This is a genomic window from Bacteroidota bacterium (assembly GCA_039821555.1).
Taxonomy (GTDB): Bacteria; Bacteroidota; Rhodothermia; order Rhodothermales; family Rubricoccaceae; genus JBCBEX01.
In genome coordinates, this window is record JBCBNX010000016.1 from 1 (window position 1) to 21987 (window position 21987).

Consider the following 21987-nt stretch of genomic DNA (forward strand, 5'->3'; position numbering starts at 1 on the left):
GCGGGCACGGGCAGCAGAGGTTGGTTACTGCCGGTATCGACCATCGGCCGTCCGACTCAAATGTCAACGCTACCTAGGCCTCATCGAGTTTGATGCAGAACGCACTCAGATTCTGCGCCGCTACGATAGCGCGGGCGACGCCGCACAGGCCTTGAGCACCGACGACCTTTGGCGGGTCCATACCGTACCAACTGACCGCGACGGTCTCTGGATTGCCACGCGAGGAGGCGGTCTCAACCGGCTCGATCTGCCCACGGGCACGGTAGCTCACTGGAGCGCCACTGACCACCCCACCTGTGTACCTGGCAACGATCTACCAGCCATAGCGAGCACACCCGACGGGGCTCTTTGGCTTGGTTCCACCGACGGGGGCATCGCCCGCTTCGACTCTACTGGGCAGACTTGTGAGCGCTTCACACCCGCGCACGGCCTTTCTCACGTCGATGCGGTGAGCCTTCTTCCCGATCCTCTAGGCCGGCTTTGGATTGGGTCGAGCAACGGTCTCACCCTTTTCGATCCTGGAGCGCGGTCGTTTACCACCTTCTCTCACGAAGACGGCCTTCAAGGAGACATTTTCACCGTCTCAGCTCACCAGTTGACTGCACGCGGAGCCATGCTCCTCGGCGGAACCGACGGCTTCAACCAATTCTACCCAGATCGTATCGCTGTCGACGAAACACCGCCGCGCGTTGCAATCACCAGTCTCTACGTGGACGGCGAGTCCTATCCCCTTCAAGAGACGGCGGACGGGTATGCCCCTGTCGAACTCGCCCACACGCAGCGCGACATTGCCGTCGAGTTTGCGGCACTCGACCTACGACAGCCCGGGAAGAACCGCTACGCCGTCTGGCTCGAAGGCGCCGAGCCCGCGTGGCGTCAGCTGGGTACCCAGGCGTCTGCTCGCTACCCAGTTGCCCCATTTGGTCGACACACCCTCCACGTGCGCGGTACCAACCGAGACGGTATCTGGAGTAGCGAGGCCGCTTCACTTCCGATCATCATCCGCCCCCCGGCGTGGCAGACGTGGTGGTTCTGGACGCTCGCGGCACTGGCAGTGCTGGGCGTCGTAGTCGCAGGCTACCAATACCGCATCCAGCAACTCGTGCGGGTCGAGCGAACGCGGCGGCGCATCGCGGACGACCTCCACGACGACATCGGAAGCAAGGTATCAAACGTCGCGCTCCGGCTCGACCTAGCCGGGCGCAATCCGGCCTTGCCCGAAGGCGACCGCTCTCACCTCGCTGACCTCGCGCAAACGGCGCGCACGGTCGTGGACGATCTCCGGGACGCCGTCTGGATCGTGGACGCGGGGCACGACGACCTCGCCGCAGTGGTCACACGCATGGAGCAGTTCGCCGACAGCATGACGCGCGGGCGGCGCCTGCGCTTCACGCGCCCTGACGCCCTACCGCCGGTCCCGCTCACCATGGACGCGCGGCGGCACCTGTATCTCCTTTTCAAGGAAAGCATCCACAACGCGGTTCGCCACGGCGGCGCCGACACAGTCGAGGTGCACGTCGCCTACGAGAACACTCGCTTCCAGCTCACGGTCCAGGACGATGGGGTAGGCTTCGATCTCGCGACCGTGCGGCGGGGCCGGGGCTTGGAGACAATGCGCCGCCGCGCCGAGGCCCTCGGTGGCACGCTCAACGTAGAGAGCACGCCGGGAGCAGGTACGACGGTGCGCTTCGAGACGGCGCTCGGGTGATTCCAAAGAGGCTACAGGCTCGTGCTGCGCACAGCGGACGTTTTGAGCACCCTGTCAGCTCAAACTCCTGTGATTACGCGACACCAGCCCTGCATTCCAGTGGCGTAGTGTTGCTTGACCGATCCCGCTAATCAGCACGCGCGAACCCCAGCACCTCGCACCCCACTGCCATGTTTCGACTCCTCTTCCTCATCTCTCTACTGCTGTCTGCATCGCTGACGAGCACGGCCTTTGGCCAAGGCGTTCTTGGCGCTGCGGAATTGCTCGCTGCCCACTGCCAACTCGATGAGGCGCGAACCAACTATGCGTCGAACTTCCAGGAGCCCTATGTCGCCATGTCTACCCTTGGGGCTGTACGCGAGCGAGGCGGCCTCCCGATGGACGAAGGGCAAACACTGAACGTCTACATCTACGGGAAGTCTACGACGATCCGCAAGCTCAACGTGCGGCGAACCTCTGCCACGCGTAATGCCGACGAGTTGGACCTTGCTTCGTCAGGAAACGGCATTGAAGTCCTGGATCGTGGCGCCTCTGACTTGTTGGATTCCATTCGCGACGAGGATACGTGTGGAATCATCGCGATTCCTGTGTCGGACTTTGATGCACCGGAGGGGAAGATCGTCATGGAGATGACGGATGTAACGGATAGCAACGAGACGAAGCAGGTCGGAGCGGAGTACACCTTTTCCGTGCGCACTCTTTTTCGTGGGGGTATCTCCTTTGGCCCACTCGCGTCGTTGTTGCCCAACCGAGCCTACGTGGCAGCGACTAGCCAGGACGGAGCGTCGAGACTGACCCGCTCCGAGGGAGGCGAGTATGAGGTTCAGTACGCGCTCCTTCTGACCTACTACCTGTTTGGACCTCGAACGCGCGGCACGTCACTGAATCCAGGCGTCTTCCTCGCCCTTCCCGTCTCAGGAACCTTCGGAGCCAATGCCTATGCAGGCGTGTCTTTCGACTTAGGAACCGTCTTCGTTGGCAGTGTAGGTGTACGCTTTGGCAAGGTCGACCGGCTCGTTGAGGCACAGGAGGCGTTCCTAGTTCCAGATGCCCAAGGGACTCTCCCGGTCTTACCTGACGGCTTCGTAGTCGCGACAGAGTCTGTCTGGAAGCCCGCATTCGCATTTGGAGTCTCCATCGATGCCGGGGCGGCAGCACAGGCCTTCGGTAAAATTATTGGCAACCTGGGTGGGCAATAAGGTTGCGATGAGCTTGGCGGAGCACCCATGGCCGAGACTCGTACGAGATGCATCCGCTGTCGTATCGCTGTGCGCTTTCCGATAGGCAACTTGCGCGTTCGGAGGTGGCTCTATCTCCACCTTACCGTCGCCGCTATGCCTCGCTTGCTCTTCCTTGCTCTGCTCATCGCCAGTGCACTGCCCGTTGCACACGCGCAGCTTGACCCGCTCGGTACGCTCCTCCCGATCGTTGTGGAAGCGGAGACGCCGCTCGACGAGGTCGGCCACGCGTTCAGCCTGCTCCGGCTGATGGACCGGGGCGACGTGCGGCTGCTCCGCCACGCCATCTACGCTCGCCACGGGCACGTCTTCGAGGACAAAGAGACGGTCGCCTTCTTCGAGGCCCAGCCCTGGTATCGCCCCGCGAAGGACGGTCCGTCGGCGCCGACCGACGTGGACATCGCCAACCTGCACCTGCTGCACGAACTGGAAGACGCCCTCGCGGAGCGGGAGGCCCCCGCGCTGCCGTTCTACGAGTTCGTCGCGCTCTTTCCGGTCGTAGAACTGCCCTTTTCGCTGCAACAAGCCCCCGAGAACGACCTCGCGCTGATCGAAGAGATCGGCGAAGCTCCGCCGCAAGAGACCTCGCCCATGCGGCGCTTTCTTGCGATGGACGAGCCCGGCCGCTACTACGCGCTCGCGGTGTTGCCGGTGACGGGCGACTTCGTCCCGGCCCTCGTCAAGCACGAGGCGTTCAGCGGCGGCTACGACGTCCGCTACTACCTCGTCACGTTCACGCCCGACGGCGAGCAGATCGACGTCGCGCAGGTGATGCGCTACACTGGCAGCGATGTCGAGGAGGCGACCGGCGAGGTGGTTGTGACGCCGACCCTGGCGCTCGAACAGGCGTGGGAGACGACGCTCTACCGCGCAGAAACAGGCGAGCGCCTGCGGACCTGCTCGATGACGAACACCGGGCAGATCGACCCGGCGTACGGCTACCTACAGGCCCAGGAGGACGGCCCTCCGTGCGCCACCGGCGACACGCGCTGAGCACAGTGTGGATGACTGTAGGGGTGGACGTGCGCGCCTCGTGCGGGCTCACGCATGGCTGTGCCTACCTTCCTAGGTCCATACCCCCACACGTTCGCACCTTTGCCCTGTGCCCGACCTGATGATCGAACGCCGCCACTGGGACGCCGGCCGGCGGTTTGTAGCGGGGACTGACGAGGCGGGGCGTGGGTGCCTCGCGGGGCCGGTCGTAGCGGCGGCGGTGGTGCTCGCTCCCGACACCGAGGACGACGACTGGGCTGGGCTGACCGACAGCAAGAAGCTCTCGCCTGAGCAGCGTGCGGCGTTGCTACCCCAGATCGAACGGCGGGCGCTCGGCGTGGGCGTCGGGCTGTGCAGCCCCGCCGAGATCGACGACCTCAATATCCTGTGGGCGTCGCTGGAGGCGATGCGACGCGCCGTGGCCGCGCTGCCCTGCTGCTGCGACGCGCTGTTGGTGGACGGCAACCGCGGCATCCCCGATGCGCCGTGGCCGCAGACGCCGCTCGTGAAGGGCGACGCGCGGAGCCTCAGCATCGCCGCGGCGTCGGTGGTGGCGAAGGAGACACGCGACCGGCTGATGGTGGAACTCCACGCCGCCTATCCGATGTATGGCTGGTCCGGTCACAAGGGCTATCCCACGAAAGCGCACTACGACGCACTCGCCGCCCACGGCCCGAGCCCGCACCACCGGCGCTCGTTCAAGCTGCGGCGAGGCGGATGAGTGCGGCGGTGTCGCGGTGCGGCGGTGTCGCCGTGAAATGGCGTCTGTGACTTCATGTTGCCGCGAGTGAATTTGGCAACCCCGCTTCCCTTCTCTATTCGCCAGTCCCTATTCGCTCTTTCCCCCATGCCCCATTCCCCGTCCCCTATCCCCTCCACCCCAACCATCCTCGGCATCGAGACATCGTGCGACGACACGGCGGCAGCGGTGCTGCGAGGCGGGCGGCTGGCGTCGAGCGTGATCGCGTCGCAGCGGGTCCATGCGGGGTTCGGCGGTGTGGTGCCGGAGTTGGCGAGCCGGGCGCACCAGCGGCTCATCGTGCCGACCGTGGAGGCGGCGCTGGAGGAGGCGGGCGTGACCCGCGACGACCTCGACGCGGTGGCGGTGACCTACGGGCCGGGGCTGGCGGGGTCGCTGCTCGTGGGGCTCTCGTTCGGCAAAGCGCTCGCCTTCGGGCTCGACGTGCCGCTCGTAGGCGTCAACCACCTCGACGGGCACATCTATTCCGTGTTCGTCACGGAGGAGGACGCCACTCAGGACAGCAGCGCGGCGCGCGTGCCGCCGTTCCCCTACCTCTGCCTCACCGTTTCGGGCGGGCACACACAGCTTGTACGCGTCGACGAGGGCTTCCAGCACACGGTCCTCGGCACCACGCGCGACGACGCGGCAGGCGAGGCGTTCGATAAGGTCGCGAAGATGCTCAGCCTCGGCTATCCCGGCGGGCCGGTCGTGGACAAGCTCGCGCGCGAGGGCGACCCGGCGGCGCACACGTGGCCCGACCCGCGCCTCGACCGGCGGAAGTACCCCGACGAGCCCTATGGCTTCTCGTTCAGCGGCCTCAAGACGGCGGTGCTCTACCACCTGCGCGGCCTCTCCGACGCCGAGCGCGACGCAGCGATGCAGGGCCAGTCCCTCGCCGACCTCTGCGCCTCGTTCCAGCAAACCGTCGTCGATGCGCTCGTCGGGGCGATCCGCGACGCCGTCGCCGCAACGGGCATCCGCGCCGTGGCCATCGTGGGCGGCGTCTCGGCCAACTCGCGCCTCCGCGCCGACGCTCAGACCGCCGCCGACGCGGACGGCTTCGACCTGTTCGTCCCACGCATCACCTACTCGATCGACAACGCCGCGATGATCGCGGTCACGGGCCACTTCCAGCTCGCCGCCGGGCACACGTCGCCGCTCGACCTCACGGCGGTGCCGAACTTGAAGGTGTGAGTGTCGCAGTGAAAAGGTGCCTGCGACATCGCGCTGCATCAATTGATTTCCCTACTATTGCACAGCACAAAGAACCCAGTTACACACTTTCCAACTTGTCATGCTGAACTTGATTCAGCATCTCAGCAGAGTTCCGCGTAACCGCAGTCGGCAGAGATCCTGAAACGCCCTGTGGACTACAGGGGGCAGGATGACACCAAAGCGGCTGTACTAGCGACTCTGGCATCTCCCAGCCTCAACGTCCACGATGCCTGCGCCCTCGCTCGAAGCCCTGACTGCCCTGCTCGCGGCGCGCGTGGAGCCGCCGGAGGAGGTGGACCTGGGCGCCCTTCGGCCCTGGCGCGACCGCATCGACGCAATCGACACGGTGGTGATCTACCTGCTCAACCAGCGCGCAGTGTGCGCCGCCGAGATCGGCGACCTGAAGCGGCAGATGGGGCTGCCCGTCTACGTCCCGACCCGCGAAGAAGAGGTGCTCGACAACGTGATGGCGGCCAACCCTGGCCCGCTGCCCGACGAGGCCGTGCGCCGGCTCTACGAGCGCGTTATCGATGAGACGCGCTCGCTCGAACGCCGTCTCAGCGAGCGGCCAGCCGCGCCCGTCTCGGGGGGCTCAAACCAGGACGAGCGCTGTGCATCGGATCGGAGCCCAGACAATTCCGGCACGTGAACCGGCGTTGTGTCCAGCGGCAGGATTTGTGACCTTTCGGCCTTCACATCGCCTTAACCCCGCATGAAACTGCTCCGCTGGCTCTTTGTCCTCGCGCTCGTACTCGGCCTTGCCGGGGGCGGAGCGGCGTGGTGGCTCGGCTTCAGCCCCAACACGCCCGCCTTCGAGGACGCGCGCAGCGTGATGGTCCCGCGCGGCAGCGACTTCGACGCGCTCGTGGACTCGCTCAACAGCGCCGACCTCCTCGCCAACGCGGGCACGTTCCGGCTCTTCGGCGACCTCACGGGGTGGGCCGACCAGGTCAAGCCGGGCTACTACACCTTCGAGACGGGCGCAACCAACTGGGCGCTCCTCGACAAAATCCGCAAGGGCCTTGTCGACCCGATCCGCGTCACGGTGCCGCCCGGCGTGCGCCCCGGCGTGCTCGCCGCCGTGCTCCGCCGCGATCTCGCCATCGACTCGACGGAGTTCCGGCAGGCGCTCCGCAACACCGACCTCGCGGCCGAGCTGGGCACCGACACGACGCACCTCTTCGGCCGCATGCGCGCCAACACGTTCGACATCTACTGGACGCAGGACGCCGCCGAGGTCGTCCGCCGCATCCACACGTGGTACGAGCGCTTCTGGACCGACGAGCGCGAGGCCAAAGCCCAGGCGCTCGGCCTGACGCCAGACGAGGTCGTCACGATCGCCTCCATCGTGGAATGGGAAGCGCGGCTGCCCGAGGAGCGCCCCCGCGTGGCGGGCGTCTACCTCAACCGCCTGCTCGGCCGCACGTCGGCGGGCCGCATGCCGCTCCAGGCTGACCCGACGGTGCAATACGCGCTCATGCAGCAGGACGGCGGCCGGATGCGCCGCCTCCTCTTCGCCGACTACGCCCTCGACCACCCGTACAACACGTACAAGTACGCGGGCCTCCCGCCGGGGCCGATCAACAACCCGTCGGAGTCGTCCATCGACGGCGTGCTGGACAACGAGGAGCACGCCTACCTCTACTTCGTGGCCGACGGCAGCGGCGCGCACGTCTTCTCGCGGACGCTGCGCGAGCACAACCGCGCCGCCGACCAGTACCGCGCGCTGATGCGCGTCCGCCGCGCCCAGCAAGCCGCCGACTAGCGCTCTCTTTCTCTCCGCTCGTTTCCCTCCATGAACTGGACCCAAGCCCGACTGCTGATCGCTGCGCAGGTGAAGCAAGACCTGCGGCACCCGAAGACGGGCACCGTGCGCGCCTCGCGCATGGCGATGACGGCGGTGTCGTACGGCTTCTCGGGCCTCGTGCTGGCGCTCTCGCTCGGCGCGGCGGTCCCGGCGACGCTCTGCTTCGTGGCGACGAGCTTTGGGATGGTGCTCGCCGCGTTCGGCATCGTGGGTAGCTACGACGAACTGATGGGCCGCCCGCGCGAGAATGCCTGGATGCTCACGCTCCCCGCCGCGCAGGCGACGCAGTACGTGGCCCGTCTGGGCGGCATCGGCGTGTTCCTGCTGCTCATCGCTGGGTCGATGGTGGTGCCGGTGGCGGGGCACGCGATGTGGACGCACGGCGTGGTCGTCGGGCTGGAGATCGCGGCGCTGATCGCGGGCGGGACGGTGTGGACGGCGCTCGCGATGCTGGGCGTGCTCTGGACGCTCACGCTGGTTCTGCCCTACCGCGTGCTCAAGCCGGTGCTCACGGCGGTCCGCGTGGCGCTCATCGGCGCGCTCGTGCTCGGCTACCAGTGGATCGGCAACCTCGACGTGGCGACGCGCTCGGGCGTGACGCCCGTAGCTACGCCGTGGTGGCCCGCGCAGTGGTTCGCGGACGCGCTCAGCGGCACGATGACGCCCGGCCTCGCCGTGCTCCTCGCGACGGTCGGTATCGGGGCGATCGCGTTCGGGTTCGTCTTCCCGCGGCGCTATTTCGCGCTGCTCCGGGCGATGCACGACGGCGAGCAGCGGATGCGCGAGCGCACGGTCACGCAGCAGTCCGGCAGGATCGCGCGGCTCGTGGAGCGTCTCACGCTGCGGACGCCCGAGTCGCGCGCGGCGTATGGCTTCGCGCAGGCGGCCTTCGCCAACGACCGCATCGTGCGCGGGCGCGTGTGGACGGCGGCGCTCCTCCCGCTCGGCTTCGCACTCTTCGGCTGGTGGCAGGGCGGCCTCGGTGACCTCTTCGTCTACAGCGCCGAGGGCCGCTTCCTCGACCAGGCCGTGCAGATGCACCTCTCGGTGCTGATCGTGCTGCTCTTCTGCTGCCAGACGCTCGTGCAGTCGCTGCAGTTCTCCGACGACGCCGACGCCGCGTGGCTCTTCGACGCGCTGCCGGTCGGCTCGGCACGGACGCTCCAGATGGGCGCGCAGCAGGCGCTCGCCTACCAGGTGCTGCTCCCGCTCCACGGCGTGCTCGCGCTCGTGCTCGCGCTCGGCATGCCCGTCGGCCACGCACTCCTGCACGCGGGCTACTGGTACGCCGTCGCGCTGCTGATGACGCGCCTCCAGGTGTTCTTCTACCGCACGGCGCCGTTTTCGCGCCGCGCCGACCGCTTCAGCGCCGCCGAGCGCTTCGTGCCGCTCTTCCTCTCGATCCCTGGCGCGATCGTGTTCGTGCTCCTGCAGGCGTTCGCCTTCCGCGACGTGGTGCTGGCCGCGCAGGTGATCACGGTGATGCTGCTCGCCTCGGCGTGGCTCGTAGCGTTCGCGGGGTGGCTCGCCGAGCGCAAGCGCGCCGCCGCGCCCGTGCTCGCGACGCCCGAACCCGCGGTGGTACCGGAGCGGGTCTAGGCCTATCATTCATCGGGGAAGCCAATACGGTTTCCAGGCACACGAGGCGAGGCTAAAACCTCCGTGATCTAGAAACAATTTGGAAGTGTCTATGAGTGCGCCGTACTAGTGGGGGAAACCATTCGTTCTCAAGTCCTCCACCACTATGCCTAAGCGCCTTGCCCAGCTATTCTTAGCGCTCCTCTTTACCAGCACGTTTTCGCTCAACGCGGTGGCACAGCCCTCCGTCAGAACGGTTAACCTAGACACGAAGATAGCAACCGCCGCACCGGATGAGCTTTTCCGCGTGCTGATCGGCATGGATAGCCAGCGGACGTTCAGCAGCAGTGAGGTTGCTTCGATGAGGCTGGCCGAGCGCCAGGTGTTTGTGGCGCAGGAGGTGATTGCTCACGCGGAGCAGAGCCAGCAGCACGTCCTGCGAGTACTCCGGCGTGCGGAGCGGCAGGGCCATGCAGACGACATTCGAAGCATTGCCATCGCCAACGTGATCTCGGCGCGCGTGACGCGAAGCGTTGTAGAAGAGATCGAGCTACTTCAGGGCATTCGACGGATCGACCATGATGGCCCACAGTCTGAAGCCTTGTCCTCTGACAATGCGGTGATTCCTCTTGACAGTCAGACGCTACTTGATGTCTCCAGGCTTCATGCTACTCCACTATGGCCTATTACAGGAAGTCTGCCAGAGTGGGGCGTAGCGAAAATCAATGCGCCACAGCTGTGGAATCGTGGTATCCGAGGGGACGGTACGCTCGTTGCAGTCATCGACTCGGGTTGCGATTTCGGACACCCTGACATCGCAAACCAGCTCTGGGACCCAGTTGACCAAAACGGAAATACGTTGTGGTTCGACGTCAACAACGACGGTACCCAGAACGTCGGTGAAACCCTTGTCCAGCCAGGCTGGAATACGGTCGAAGACAACAACAAGCCCTGCACGAATTGCGGCACAAATACCAATACGCACGGCCAGAACGTCGCTGGAATAATAGTCGGCAATGGTGCAGAGGGAAAAGCTACAGGTGTTGCCCCTGATGCCCGACTTCTCTGCATTCGGGGCATACCCGATGGCGGAGGTACCCAGGCAGACATGATGGAAGCTGTTGACTTCCTACTTCGAATGAAAGCGCAGTGGCTTTCTGACTTCGAGATGCCGGATGTCGTCAACATGTCAGCAGGCTCACTATTTGCCGGTATACCAGATTACGCTGGATGGCGCACGATATCAGACAGGCTTCTTTCAGAAGGCGTTCTGTTCGTCGCTGCAGGAGGCGACACAGGTACAGAGACAGGTGGGGACTGTAGTAGGTTAACAGACAGCTCTAATCCCATTCCCTACAATATCCAGGCTCCTGCGAACGTCCCTCCGCCTTGGCTTCACCCAAATCAGCCTACTCCTGCCGGGTCAGGTCCGCATGTCAGTGCAGTATTGGCTGTAGGAGCTGTCGATCAGTCAGATCAACGCTGGAGCTATTCTAGCAGAGGACCGTCTGCTTGGGAAGATATTCGGGCTACCCATTCATGCCAGGACGATATGCCCCCTGCTTTCCGAGACTTCCCTCAGGCCACGGCTCCGCTCCTCAAGCCAGATGTGGTTGGCCCCTCTGATCCTCTAGCTGGCTCCACACTACACACCACTGGTCTGTGTACATCCCCCACTGGTGCTCTGCAAGGATCGCTCTGCTCTGATCCTTACGAGACCTTTGGCGGTACATCAGCCGCCACACCACACGTTGCGGGCGTTGTACTGCTGATGAACCAGGTGAAGCCGGACCTCTCTCCTGCAGAAGTGGCAGAGGCCATTCAAATGAGTGCCATCCACCCGAACCACCTCCCCGGTCAGACTCAGGAGACACACCCCATCAAAGACAATTTCTACGGCGCGGGCCGCATCGACGCCTACGCTGCCGTGAAGTACGTGCTCGAACACTTCGGCGGGACGCTGCCCCAGGACTTCACTATCCCGATAGGCGAAACGTGGGACATCCAACCTGGCGTTACCGTCACCTTCGCACCTGGAGCGCGACTCCTTGTCCAAGGCACGCTCAACGCGGATGGGGCCACTTTCGCAGCCGCTGACCCCGCGCAGGGCTGGGGCGGCATCCGCTTCCTACAGGGGAGTGCAGGGCTCTTCACCGATGTCGATGTCCGCGAGGTAAACAGCCCCGGGGTTAACCATCCAGGCGCGACCATCTATGTCCACAACGCCGACCCAATCTTCGAGGGCTTGTTCATCGACGGAGGCTTTGGCGAGGGTGTTATCGTGAACGGTAGTCAAGCTGATGTCCACATTCGTGACAGCGCAAATCGGCTGTCGGAAATCAGAGACCTACCACATCGCAGCGTTGTCTCGGCGAACGGGGCTGATGTCTACCTGGATCGATTGGCCTCTGACAATACAGGAAGCGTTGGGATCTACGCCAAGGACGCCGATATTTTCATCCGCCTCTCTGAGATCAATGGGAGCGACCAGTGGGCGGCCCGTGCCTACGACCAAGGACGTGTCCTCTTTGGCTTCGAGGACTCCAATGCACCTTCTGGACAAAACAACCTCTTGCAGGAGAGTGGCACCGGCACTCTGTTTGGTCTACTAGGCTCCACGATCTATGCGGGGGGAGCTGGGTCGATCTTTAGCAATAGCTTTCGCAACAACTGGTTTCGGCGCAACGGACCTAGCCCTAACGAGAAGCACATCCGCGCCGATGGCTCCGACATCGTGGCCGAGTGCAACTACTGGGATCGCACGCTCGGCCCCGATCCTGCTCATATCCAAATTTCCAACGGCGGCGTCTTCGATCCAGACCCGTTCCTGTCGAGTCCGCCTGGTCCCTCCGTCTCCTGCTCCTCGATTGGCATTACCAGCGAGGACGACCCTACCAGCTACATGAGGACTGGAAACACCACCGCAGCAGCGCGGAGCGGGAAGAGTGTTCCAGGACTGGAGGAATTCCCACGACTGGATGTAGGGGGGCCACCGAAGGGCATGGCACCGGAGCGCTGGTTTGCCATCGTCCAGGGGGCCGAGAACCCAGACAGAGGTGTGGGCATCAGTCATGCGATCAATGCCATCCAGCGTGCCCGTACCCCAGATGAAGAACGGCGAGCGTTTGAGGTGGCTACTCAACTCGGTCGAAACACGCCTCATCCAGGCCTAGAGGGCTTCCTCGTTGAACAGAGCCGCATATCGAAGCATCGTCCGCTTGCGCTCAGTGCCCTCGCCTCGATCTACTACGGCATAGGTCGGGCAGACGAGGCGCAAGAAGCAGCACTAGCGCTCACAACGGAGTTTGCAGGCACAGATCACGCGCGGCGGGGCTGGACTTCGCGCTTCGCGCTCGCGGTAGACGCTGGCGACGTAGAGTCGGCAAGAGCGGCTGTCCAAACGCTCGAAGCTAGATGGCCGGAAGGAGACGGGTTCGCGGACCTGCGGTACATGCTCCAGGTTGCCGAAACGTCCCAGCTAAGCGAGACGGATCGCCCTGTGGGGTCTCCTCGCACAGCGCAGCCACGACCGAAGGTCGCCTCTGAGACAGCACTGCCTATGATGACCGAGCTCCAGGCACCTTATCCAAACCCAACGACGGGGCGCTTCACGGTACCGCTAGCGCTGGCTGAAGAGGCTGAGGTAACGCTCACGCTCGTCAACACGCTGGGTCAGCGAGTGCGTTCACACACCCCTCAGCAGGAAGCGGCGGGGGTGCATGCCTACGACGTGGACACGGTAGCGCTGGCGGCGGGCGTGTATGTGGTGCAAGTGTCAGTGACGGGAGCGAGGGGAACTCAGCAGTTCCACCGCACGCTTACCGTGGTGCGCTAGTCACCAACCCCTGACGGCTTATGTCTGCACCGTACAGTCTGGACGCTCAATATCGCGTCTGTTTAGCTCGATACCTGGCTAAGCTATGGCTTGCATTCATGAGTCCCGTACTCATGAGTTTGCCTGTACACGCGCAGCAGACTTATGGTGGTGACATCCTCTGGGAGGTCCTTGAAGACTCACTCCGGACGCGGGACCTCGCGGTCTCTGGCGACTCCACCATCTATCTCGTTGGAGGGGACGGCCTTCACGTTTGGCGGCGCTCCGATCCAGGCACCTTCCACGTCGTCAAGGACGGGAGCACTCCTTACGATGTCATTCTCATGGCATCCAACGGGCGCTTCTTCTTTTCGGACCGCGACCTCCGTATGTCCACCGACTACGGCCAATCTACTCCTGTCGTCGTTGACCGAGGCGAGGCCATCATCCAGACCCGCTCCGGGGCTCTCGTCGCTGCCACCGACAACCTCGGCGTTGAGCGCTCCACCGACGGCGGCGACTCCTGGACGGTCATCGGACGCACCGACCCCGTCTTCCAGAGCGTCTTCGGGCGCTTCTTTGCCCAGAGCCCGCCCACACCCGAACTCCCCCACGGACGCCTCGTCGTCGTCGGCCTCGGCGGCGCGGCCGTCTCCGAAGACGACGGCCTCTCGTGGGCTGCGACCAACCTCGTGGCGTTCTTCGGCTACGACGCCGAGCACGTCGTCTACTCAGACGCGCGCGGCGCGTTCTTCACCCTCATGAACGGCCCTGTGGACGACGACGGGCCGACCAACGGCGTGGTGCGCACCAGTACCGACGGGCGGATGTGGGAGACAGTAGGGCGCTTGCCTGCCGCGGGGCGGCAACTCGTGGGTCGGCTGGCAGCAGGCGCCGATGGGAGCCTGTGGGGCGTGCTCTCGAGCGCGGAGGACTTCACGGAGAGCGGAGGCGTCTACCGCTCGCTAGACGGAGGCGTGACGTGGGAGGAAGTGAGCCGCTTTCTCGGCGAGGAGATCGTGGGCGCACCGCTACAGGTGGAGGACATCGTGATCGACTGGGAGGGTCGCGTGTGGGTAGGGTGCAGCCAGGGGCAGCCGGGGCGTCGCACGAACGGAGCGGTGATGCGGACGGTGGAAGCGATCACGGCATCGGTGGAGGAGCCGGGAAAGCCAAGTGAGGCGGTGCTCGGCGCGCCGTACCCGAACCCCACGACGGGCGCGATGACCGTGCCGCTCGTGCTCGCTGCGCCTGCGGAGGTACGCGTGGCGGTGGTGGACTTGCTCGGCCGCGAGGTGGCCGTGCTGGCCGAGGGCACCCGCACGGCGGGCACGTACGCGCTCACGTTCGAAACAGCGGGGCTACCTGCGGGCGTCTATGTGGTGCGCGCTGCGGTCGGCGGCGTGACCGAGACGCAGCGGGTGACCGTAGCGCGGTGACCCGCCGAGGGCGTTGAGTGGCGGATTCGTAAGGCACGCTGTGGTGGCGGCCTCCTACCTTGGCCGTACGACCCTCGACCCGCTCCCCTGCTGCCATGCCCCGCTCCGAGACGTTCACCTTCCCCAACGCCGACGGCCACGCGCTCGCCGCGCGCCTCGTGCTCCCGGACGCCGCGCCGACGGCCTACGCGCTCTTCGCGCACTGCTTCACCTGCTCGAAGGACCTCCGCGCCGTCCGCCGCATCGGCAACGCGCTCACCGACGAGGGCATCGCCGTGCTGTCGTTCGACTTCACCGGACTCGGGATGAGCGAGGGCGAGTTCGCCGACACCACGTTCTCGCACAACGTCGCGGACCTCGTGGCAGCGGCAGCGCACCTCGCCGCGCAACACGACGGGCCGAAGCTGCTCATTGGGCACTCGCTCGGCGGGGCCGCCGTGCTGGCCGCCGCCGCGCAGATCCCGAGCGCGGACGCCGTCGTGACGATTGGCGCGCCGTGCGAGCCGGAGCACGTGCTGCACCTCATCATGGACGAGGCCGACACCATCGAGGCCGAGGGCGAGGCGACCGTCGCCATCGGGGGCCGCCCGTTCCGCATCAAGCGCGACTTCGTCGACGACCTCCGCACGCCCCGTATGATGAAGGACGCCATTCGCGACCTCCGCAAGGCGCTCCTCGTCCTGCACGCTCCCAACGATCGTACCGTCGGCATCGACAACGCGCGGTCCATCTTCGAGGCGGCCAAGCACCCGAAGAGCTTCGTCTCGCTGGACGACGCCGACCACCTGCTCTCGGACCCGCGCGACGCCGAGTACGCCGCCCGCGTCGTGGCCGGCTGGGCCGCGCGCTACGTCCCGACCCGTCACTCGCACGGCGAGCACGACGACGTGCTCCGCAAGGTCGGCCCGTACGACGCCTCCGGCTCCGTCTCCGAGATCGCAAAGACGCCCTACCGCGTCGAGGTGACCACGCGCGGCTTCGCGCTCCTCGCCGACGAGCCCGCGAAGGTGGGCGGCGGCGAACTCGGCCCCACGCCGTTCGACTACCTCACGAGCGCGCTCGGCACGTGCACGGCGATGACGCTGCGGATGTACGCCGACCACAAGGGCTGGCCGCTGGAGCGCGTCCGCGTGCACGTCGCCCATGAGAACACTGGCACACGCCAGGCGCCGAAGAACCTGATGCACCTCACCATCGAGATCGAGGGCGACCTCGACGACGAGCAGCGCGTACGCCTCATGGAGATCGCCGACCGCTGCCCCGTCCACCGCGCCCTCGAGGCGCCGTTCACCTTCGAGAAGACACTCGCGGAATAGCGATATCCTGGAGCACTGTGGTCGTCAGAGATCCTGAGTCAAGCTCAGGATGACACCCGTGTGGCTCCGTCGCCGCACCTCTTCGACCTTCGACAAAAAAACGGGCACCCGAGCGTGATGCTGGGGTGCCCGCTGTGGGAGTAGGTCAGCCGGAGCGCGAGGTCACTCGACCTCGTAGGTGTTGCGCTCCTGCTCCGAGCCGTCGGCTTTCAGGATGACGAGCATGCTCGGCGCGTGCGTCCGGGCGATCTCGCGGGCCTCCTTCACGGCCGCGGCCTTGGTGCCGTGAACGCTCGTGGCGCGCTCGTTGCCCTCCTTCATCACGGCCCAGCCGTCGGCGTGCTTCTCGACGGCGTAGACGCTGGCCACCACTTCCTTGGCGGTCTTCTTCGGCGCGGCCTTGTTGGCCGTGGCTTTCTTCGCGGCGCTCTTCTTGGCCGCCTTCTTGTTAGCCGCCTTCTTGACGGTTTCGGCGGAGCCTTTCACCGCGTCCGAGACGGCTTCAGCCGCCTTCTTCGCCTTCGTGGATACCTTCGTGCGGTCGTCCTTGGCGATGCGTTCGAGCTTCTCGGTCAGCATCTCGATCTGCGAGGTCAGCGCGGCGAGGTCCTGCTTGTTCGGGACGCCCATGCGCTCCAGCACCGGCTCGACGGCGCTCTCGATGCGCTCTTCGAGGTCGTCGATGATCCTAGCTGTGGCGGCCGTCATCTCCTTGACGGTTTCCTTGGCCGCGTCGGTCGCGTCGTCGGCCTGCTTCTTAGCGGAGCTGGCAGCGGCCTGGAGCTGTTTCTGGCCGGTGCGCTCCCACTCTTCGCCGCGCTGCACGAGCGTGTTGAAGAGCTTCGCGCCCTCCTCCTCCACCGCGGACAGCGCGCCGAGGCCCGCCATCCAGATGTCGCGCGCCTGGTCGGCGAGGTTGTTCGGGATCGTGAACAGCGACGACGACGACTTCGGAGCTGCCTTCGGGGCGCTGCCCGACTTCTTCGACTTCTTCTTCGAGATGACGACTTTCTTTTTCTTCTTAGCCATGGTCGGGATGAGTCTGGTTTGAGGGAGGCTAGCGCGCTCAGAGGTCGAGCCCGCGTACAGGTCCTATTGGGTAAGCGCCGGAAAGTTCAGAGGTAAACAGCGTTAATGACGCAATGCGGCATTCTCCTTTGTTCCTTCGCGACGCGTGCACAGCGCCTTCGTCAGCGAGGCGATCTAGGTTGCAGGGCCGTCCGGACCGCCCCAGCGCATCAGCGCTGAGCTCGCTGGGGCACCGCGCTAGTAGGTCTTCTCAACCTTCGCCGCGACGTCGCCCATGCCGTTGAGCACGCCGATGTTCGCCATGATCTTGAGCTTCGGCCCTTCGACCTCGTAGTCGGGCGATGTGATCGCCTGCAGCGCGTTCATCTCACCCTTGTCGAGCTTGACCCATACGGGATAGGGCGCTGTGGCGCGCGCCATCGTCGTCTTCTTGTTGAACGGGTCGTCACGCAGATCGGCGGACGGCGCGTCCTCTTCCCAGATCTCGACGCTCACGATCTCGCCCTCGTCGAACTCGTAGGTCGCCTCGATGTCCTTGCCGTCGGGCGTGTCGAGGCAGCGGAAGATGATGGTGTCCGAAAACTTGCGCGCGGTGTGCTGGAAGTCCTCGTCGTCGTTGATCGCTTCGACGAAGGCTTCGATGAACGCGGGCGTCCAGTAGTGGGGGGCGTCGGCCATAGGTGGGGGGACCTGTTGGGGTTGTGGGATCGTAGGTCTACAGAATAGGGCGGCGCGCTAACCTGTCGCAATCGGTGCCCGTCCTACGCGCCTCGTCCCACGCACCTCGACCTGCTCCGTCGCCGACCGCCCCACCTTGCTCTGCGCCCCATGTCTACCAAGCCTGTCCGCACCGCCGCCGTCAACTCTGTCATCGGGTTTCTCGGCGCGGCGATCCTGATCCCGCTCACGCTCAAGCTCGGCGGCGCGCTCGTCAAGGGCGTGGGCAAAGGCCTCGGCAAGGCGTTCGTTGGGCTCTTCAAGTTCAGCACCGGCCGCAAGCTCGTCGGCGAACTCGTGCTCGCCGGGCTGACCGCACTGCTGACCAACGAGAAGGTGCTCGACAAGCTCTTCGGGAAGCGAAAGGGCTAGGTCCTAGGTCGTAGACGGTGTCGGCCTTCTCGCCAACCTGCAAGGCCATTCTCGACACGCGACCCTCGACACGCGACCCTCTGCCACTCTGGCATGCCTATCGAGTTGGCCTAGTTCTTGACTTTGTCGCCAGGGTACTATTCCCACGCGGTCCGCGAATAGGCCGCGCCATCCCAGCCCCCATCTTCGTGCCTTTCGATTCCCCGCACGCCTTCCCCTACCGCCTCGCCTCGGACGGCGAGCAGTCGATCCCGCTCCTCACGCCGGACGAGGAGAAGGAGATGGCCGAGTCGATCCTCCCGGACGACCTCGCCATCCTCGCCCTGCGCAACACGGTCCTCTTCCCCGGCGTCGTCCTGCCGATCACGGTTGGGCGCGACGCATCGCTCAAGCTCGTCAAAGACGCCTACGCAGGCGACAAGCTCATTGGCGTCGTCGCGCAGAAGAGCGCCGACGTGGAAGACCCCGCCACCGACGACCTCTACCCCGTTGGCACGGCCGCCAACATCCTGAAGCTGATCAAGATGCCGGACGGCTCCGTCTCCATCGTGATCCAGGGCAAGCGCCGCTTCGCCGTCGGCGAGTACACCCAAGAGGAACCGTACTTCCGGGCCTCGGTCGAGCCGATCCCCGAGGCAGAAGAGGCAGCCGACGATGCCGAGCTTGCCGCGCGCGTTCGCTCGATCAAGGAGTTGGCGGTTCAGATCGTGAACATGTCGCCGAACCTCCCGTCGGAGGCGGCCTACGCGATCCAGAACATCGAGTCGGCGAGCTTCCTCATCCACTTCATCGCGTCGAACCTCCAGATCGACGTTGAGAAGAAGCAAGGGCTGCTGGAGACGCGCCCGATCCTGGAGCGCGCCGCGCTCGTGCTCGACCACCTCGAACAGGAGATCCGCGTGCTGGAAATCAGCGAGGAGATCCGCACGAAGGTGAAGTCCGACGTGGACCAGCAGCAGCGCGAGTTCCTGCTGCGCCAGCAGATGAAGGCCATCCAGGACGAGCTCGGCGAGACCGACCCCGGCGGTGCCGAGGCCGACGAGCTGCGCGAGAAGCTCGACGAGCGCCGCGAGGCCCTGCCCGACCACGTCATCGAGACGGTCGAGAAGGAACTGCGCAAGCTCGGCCGCACGAACCCGGCGTCCCCGGAGTTCTCCGTCGTGCGCAACTACGTCGAGACGATCCTCGACCTGCCGTGGGGCACCGTCTCCGACGGCAACCTCGACGTGAACCGCGCCCAGGAAGTGCTCGAAGCCGACCACTTCGGCCTGGAGGATCCCAAGAAGCGCATCCTCGAATACCTCGCCGTGCTGAAGCTCAAGGGCGACATGAAGGCGCCCATCCTGTGCTTCTACGGCCCGCCCGGCGTCGGCAAGACGTCGCTCGGCAAGTCGATTGCGAAGGCGACCGGACGCGAGTTCCACCGGATGTCGCTCGGCGGCGTCCGCGACGAGGCCGAGATCCGCGGCCACCGACGCACCTACATCGGCGCGCTGCCGGGCCGCATCCTGCAAGGCCTCAAGAAGTCAGGCACCTCGAACCCCGTGTTCATGCTCGACGAGGTCGACAAGCTCGGCTCCGACTTCCGCGGCGATCCCTCCAGTGCGCTCCTCGAAGTCCTCGACCCCGAGCAGAACGACACGTTCAACGACCACTACCTCGAACTGGACTACGACCTCTCGAAGGTCCTCTTCATCGCGACGGCGAACTACCTGGAGAACATCCCGGCCCCGCTGCGCGACCGCATGGAGATCATCGAGATCAACGGCTACACGCCCGGCGAGAAGCTCCAGATCGCGAAGCAGTACCTCGTCCCCCGCCAGATCGAGCGCAACGGCCTCACCGACGAGCAGTTCTCGATCACCGACAACGCGCTGATGTACCTCATCGAGGGCTACACGCGCGAGTCGGGCGTCCGTCAGCTCGAACGCACCATCGGCTCGGTCGTGCGCGGCGTGGCCAAGGACGTGGCGATGGAGAACGCCGACGGCGCGAACGTGGAGCAGACCGACGTGGAGGGCTACCTCGGCGCACGGAAGTTCTTCAACGACATCGCCGAGCGCACCGAGGTGCCGGGCGTGGCGACCGGGCTGGCCTGGACGCCTGTCGGCGGCGACATCCTGTTCATCGAGGCGAGCGTGAGCCGCGGCTCAGGGCGCATGATCCTGACCGGCAAACTCGGCGACGTGATGAAGGAGTCAGCGCAGGCCGCGTTCTCCTGGGTGAAGGCCCACGCCGAGGAGCTCGGCATCCCGCACGGCGCCTTCAAGCACTGGGACGTCCACGTGCACGTCCCAGCGGGCGCGATCCCGAAGGACGGCCCCTCCGCCGGCGTGGCGATGATCTCGGCGCTGACGAGCATCTACACGCAGCGCTGCGTCAAGCACACCATCGCAATGACCGGCGAGATCACGCTGCGCGGCCTCGTGCTGCCGGTCGGCGGGATCAAGGAGAAGGTGCTCGCCGCCAAGCGCGCGGGCATCACGACGGTGTTCCTGCCGGAGAAGAACGAGAAGGACATCAAGGAGATCAAGACCGAGGCTATCGAGGGCCTGACGGTGAACTACGTCGGCCGCATTACGGACCTGATCGACCAGGTGCTCTGCCCGGATCCCGTCGCGGACCCCGCCGAGAAGTTCGCCGTCCCCGAGCGCGAGCAGACGCACGCCAACGGCACACCCACCGACGGTGCCCTCGCCGAGGCGGCGGTGATGAACTAGCGGGCTCCCCCCGTCTTGCGTCGCCTCCGCGCTGACGCGCTCCGCTCCTCAGACTGTCCCCCTCGTGTTTGAGGGGGACAGTTTTTTGTGACGCGAGAGCCTGCGACCGTCACGAAAAACAGGGGGAGCCGGACCGCCGGGACGATTCCGATGGCTACTTCCGCAGCCGCTTGGGATGCGTGGCGGGATCGAAGTAGAGCTTTCCGTCTTTGTCCATGGCCCAGACGTTGCTCACCTCGCGGAGCAGCGGCAGGTCGGTACCGTCGTGCCCCGTAGCGAGGCGCTGACGTACGTTGCGCCGTAAGCGCCGATTGGCGAGGCGCTTGTCGTGCTTCTCCGACGTGGCCGTCGTGATGCCGGAGATCAGCGTCTTTTTCCAGGAACGGCTCATGATCCAAATAGAAATCTCCACCACGGGTCGCTTTTTGAGGAGAGCACTGGGGCAAAGCTATCGCATTCGCGCCCAAGTGCCTTCCGTGTACCCCGCCTCCTCGAATGCTTCCAGATGCGGTATCGCTGACATATACCAGTTATCAGGCCAATCTACAGGCCATAGTCGACTCAGTGCTAAGCGTATATGTGCCAACTCTTCGTTCGTTGCCGAATCACGTAGCCTGTCATGGAAGCGCCATGCCTCGATCCTGACGCCCTCAAGCTATTTGGCACTAAGAATCCCCTGCTCCTACTCGTCTGCCGATCGCTTCCAGTCTTGAGCAAATTCAGGAAATGAGTCTTTGATGTGTGCAGAGACGCTTCGCAAGAAACCACGCCAGCATCTTTGGAAATCAGGATGGGCTTGACGAGGCTCAAGAGCATCTAGGAGATCTTGTACGTCTGTCACGACCGTCTTCGCTATAGCAATGCCCTGAACTCTTCCACGGTCAAACCGGCATCGCGGACGATCCCGCCCATCGTAAAAGCGTTGATGGGATTCGAGCGAGGAATCGTGAGAATGCGCCGACCGTCGCTCACGATCGTGTGCTTACCCTGTCGCACAACCTCGAACCCTGCTTTGCGGAGCGCACGGATCGCGTTCTTGTGGTTGACGCCAGGAATCTTCGGCATGTCAAGCGAGGACTTCGACTTCCCGGACCTCAGCCTCGTCTTGCTCGGCAAGCTCCCGCGCCACGTCGAGATACTCCGTGATCGCGTCGCGGATGTTCGCTAGTGCTTCCTCCTCGGTTTGGCCTTCCGACCAGCAACCGGGAAGTCCGGGGCACGAGACCGCGTAGCCTTCATCTGTCTTGTGGAGCGCAACGCGGTAGGTCATGGTAGTCGAGGTTGTTTGCGAGCTAACGT

Annotated in this window: 18 protein-coding genes; 13 read left to right on the top strand and 5 right to left on the bottom strand. The window is 64.9% G+C overall.

What is annotated here, in order from left to right; all coding sequences use genetic code 11:
• Positions 1 to 613: 613 nt before the first annotated feature.
• The 11 genes from AAFU51_14880 (at position 614) to AAFU51_14930 (ending at position 15850) form a co-directional block, all read left to right on the top strand.
• The gene (locus AAFU51_14880; GenBank protein MEO1572538.1) at positions 614 to 1708 is read left to right on the top strand and encodes an ATP-binding protein; all 1095 of its coding nucleotides are present in this window, start codon (positions 614 to 616) and stop codon (positions 1706 to 1708) included.
• Between the two features lie 170 nt (positions 1709 to 1878).
• On the top strand, positions 1879 to 2907 hold the full coding sequence (locus AAFU51_14885; protein MEO1572539.1) for a hypothetical protein: 1029 nt from the start codon (positions 1879 to 1881) through the stop codon (positions 2905 to 2907).
• A 135-nt stretch (positions 2908 to 3042) separates the two neighbouring features.
• Positions 3043 to 3939 (top strand): YARHG domain-containing protein, encoded by an 897-nt coding sequence (locus AAFU51_14890; GenBank protein MEO1572540.1) that lies wholly within the window; start codon positions 3043 to 3045, stop codon positions 3937 to 3939.
• Positions 3940 to 4060: 121 nt separating this feature from the next.
• Positions 4061 to 4660 (top strand): ribonuclease HII, encoded by a 600-nt coding sequence (locus tag AAFU51_14895; GenBank protein ID MEO1572541.1) that lies wholly within the window; start codon positions 4061 to 4063, stop codon positions 4658 to 4660.
• Between the two features lie 126 nt (positions 4661 to 4786).
• Positions 4787 to 5875 (top strand): tRNA (adenosine(37)-N6)-threonylcarbamoyltransferase complex transferase subunit TsaD, encoded by a 1089-nt coding sequence (tsaD, locus tag AAFU51_14900; GenBank protein MEO1572542.1) that lies wholly within the window; start codon positions 4787 to 4789, stop codon positions 5873 to 5875.
• A gap of 247 nt (positions 5876 to 6122) precedes the next feature.
• Positions 6123 to 6545 (top strand): chorismate mutase, encoded by a 423-nt coding sequence (gene pheA / locus AAFU51_14905; GenBank protein MEO1572543.1) that lies wholly within the window; start codon positions 6123 to 6125, stop codon positions 6543 to 6545.
• 63 nt (positions 6546 to 6608) lie between these two features.
• A complete protein-coding gene (gene mltG / locus AAFU51_14910; protein ID MEO1572544.1) occupies positions 6609 to 7661 on the top strand; it encodes an endolytic transglycosylase MltG in 1053 nt (350 codons plus the stop codon).
• A 30-nt stretch (positions 7662 to 7691) separates the two neighbouring features.
• On the top strand, positions 7692 to 9302 hold the full coding sequence (locus AAFU51_14915) for a hypothetical protein (GenBank protein MEO1572545.1): 1611 nt from the start codon (positions 7692 to 7694) through the stop codon (positions 9300 to 9302).
• 145 nt (positions 9303 to 9447) lie between these two features.
• Complete coding sequence (locus AAFU51_14920; GenBank protein MEO1572546.1) at positions 9448 to 13116, top strand: S8 family serine peptidase; 3669 nt, start codon at positions 9448 to 9450, stop codon at positions 13114 to 13116.
• A 113-nt stretch (positions 13117 to 13229) separates the two neighbouring features.
• Positions 13230 to 14534, top strand: coding sequence for a T9SS type A sorting domain-containing protein (locus tag AAFU51_14925; GenBank protein MEO1572547.1), 1305 nt, complete (start codon positions 13230 to 13232; stop codon positions 14532 to 14534).
• A gap of 95 nt (positions 14535 to 14629) precedes the next feature.
• Positions 14630 to 15850, top strand: a complete 1221-nt coding sequence (locus AAFU51_14930; protein MEO1572548.1) for a bifunctional alpha/beta hydrolase/OsmC family protein — start codon at positions 14630 to 14632, stop codon at positions 15848 to 15850.
• A 162-nt stretch (positions 15851 to 16012) separates the two neighbouring features.
• Here AAFU51_14930 and AAFU51_14935 read toward each other — a convergent pair whose 3' ends face one another.
• Positions 16013 to 16879, bottom strand: a complete 867-nt coding sequence (locus AAFU51_14935; GenBank protein ID MEO1572549.1) for a phasin family protein — start codon at positions 16877 to 16879, stop codon at positions 16013 to 16015.
• Between the two features lie 237 nt (positions 16880 to 17116).
• A complete protein-coding gene (locus tag AAFU51_14940; GenBank protein MEO1572550.1) occupies positions 17117 to 17557 on the bottom strand; it encodes a hypothetical protein in 441 nt (146 codons plus the stop codon).
• A 150-nt stretch (positions 17558 to 17707) separates the two neighbouring features.
• Here AAFU51_14940 and AAFU51_14945 point away from each other — a divergent pair, with 150 nt between their 5' ends.
• On the top strand, positions 17708 to 17968 hold the full coding sequence (locus tag AAFU51_14945) for a hypothetical protein (protein MEO1572551.1): 261 nt from the start codon (positions 17708 to 17710) through the stop codon (positions 17966 to 17968).
• Between the two features lie 188 nt (positions 17969 to 18156).
• Positions 18157 to 20688, top strand: a complete 2532-nt coding sequence (gene lon / locus AAFU51_14950; GenBank protein MEO1572552.1) for an endopeptidase La — start codon at positions 18157 to 18159, stop codon at positions 20686 to 20688.
• Between the two features lie 154 nt (positions 20689 to 20842).
• On the opposite strand, the gene AAFU51_14955 is transcribed toward lon, so the two are convergent.
• The 3 genes from AAFU51_14955 to AAFU51_14965 all read right to left on the bottom strand — a co-directional run bounded on the left by AAFU51_14955 (position 20843) and on the right by AAFU51_14965 (position 21958).
• Positions 20843 to 21079: a hypothetical protein gene (locus AAFU51_14955; protein ID MEO1572553.1), complete on the bottom strand. Its 237-nt coding sequence runs from the start codon at positions 21077 to 21079 to the stop codon at positions 20843 to 20845.
• Between the two features lie 461 nt (positions 21080 to 21540).
• Positions 21541 to 21753, bottom strand: coding sequence for a type II toxin-antitoxin system HicA family toxin (locus tag AAFU51_14960; GenBank protein ID MEO1572554.1), 213 nt, complete (start codon positions 21751 to 21753; stop codon positions 21541 to 21543).
• 1 nt (position 21754) lies between these two features.
• Entirely contained in the window at positions 21755 to 21958 is a 204-nt protein-coding gene (locus tag AAFU51_14965; GenBank protein MEO1572555.1) for a type II toxin-antitoxin system HicB family antitoxin, read from the bottom strand.
• Between the last annotated feature and the right edge of the window lie 29 nt (positions 21959 to 21987).

What these genes read in the sequence shown, in the direction of transcription:
- AAFU51_14880 (MEO1572538.1), top strand. Translation starts at nt 614, where the DNA reads ATGCTCCTCGGCGGAACCGACGGCTTCAACCAATTCTACCCAGATCGT.
- AAFU51_14885 (MEO1572539.1), top strand. Translation starts at nt 1,879, where the DNA reads ATGTTTCGACTCCTCTTCCTCATCTCTCTACTGCTGTCTGCATCGCTG.
- AAFU51_14890 (MEO1572540.1), top strand. Translation starts at nt 3,043, where the DNA reads ATGCCTCGCTTGCTCTTCCTTGCTCTGCTCATCGCCAGTGCACTGCCC.
- AAFU51_14895 (MEO1572541.1), top strand. Translation starts at nt 4,061, where the DNA reads ATGATCGAACGCCGCCACTGGGACGCCGGCCGGCGGTTTGTAGCGGGG.
- tsaD (MEO1572542.1), top strand. Translation starts at nt 4,787, where the DNA reads ATGCCCCATTCCCCGTCCCCTATCCCCTCCACCCCAACCATCCTCGGC.
- pheA (MEO1572543.1), top strand. Translation starts at nt 6,123, where the DNA reads ATGCCTGCGCCCTCGCTCGAAGCCCTGACTGCCCTGCTCGCGGCGCGC.
- mltG (MEO1572544.1), top strand. Translation starts at nt 6,609, where the DNA reads ATGAAACTGCTCCGCTGGCTCTTTGTCCTCGCGCTCGTACTCGGCCTT.
- AAFU51_14915 (MEO1572545.1), top strand. Translation starts at nt 7,692, where the DNA reads ATGAACTGGACCCAAGCCCGACTGCTGATCGCTGCGCAGGTGAAGCAA.
- AAFU51_14920 (MEO1572546.1), top strand. Translation starts at nt 9,448, where the DNA reads ATGCCTAAGCGCCTTGCCCAGCTATTCTTAGCGCTCCTCTTTACCAGC.
- AAFU51_14925 (MEO1572547.1), top strand. Translation starts at nt 13,230, where the DNA reads ATGAGTTTGCCTGTACACGCGCAGCAGACTTATGGTGGTGACATCCTC.
- AAFU51_14930 (MEO1572548.1), top strand. Translation starts at nt 14,630, where the DNA reads ATGCCCCGCTCCGAGACGTTCACCTTCCCCAACGCCGACGGCCACGCG.
- AAFU51_14935 (MEO1572549.1), bottom strand. Translation starts at nt 16,879, where the DNA reads ATGGCTAAGAAGAAAAAGAAAGTCGTCATCTCGAAGAAGAAGTCGAAG.
- AAFU51_14940 (MEO1572550.1), bottom strand. Translation starts at nt 17,557, where the DNA reads ATGGCCGACGCCCCCCACTACTGGACGCCCGCGTTCATCGAAGCCTTC.
- AAFU51_14945 (MEO1572551.1), top strand. Translation starts at nt 17,708, where the DNA reads ATGTCTACCAAGCCTGTCCGCACCGCCGCCGTCAACTCTGTCATCGGG.
- AAFU51_14955 (MEO1572553.1), bottom strand. Translation starts at nt 21,079, where the DNA reads ATGAGCCGTTCCTGGAAAAAGACGCTGATCTCCGGCATCACGACGGCC.
- AAFU51_14960 (MEO1572554.1), bottom strand. Translation starts at nt 21,753, where the DNA reads ATGCCGAAGATTCCTGGCGTCAACCACAAGAACGCGATCCGTGCGCTC.
- AAFU51_14965 (MEO1572555.1), bottom strand. Translation starts at nt 21,958, where the DNA reads ATGACCTACCGCGTTGCGCTCCACAAGACAGATGAAGGCTACGCGGTC.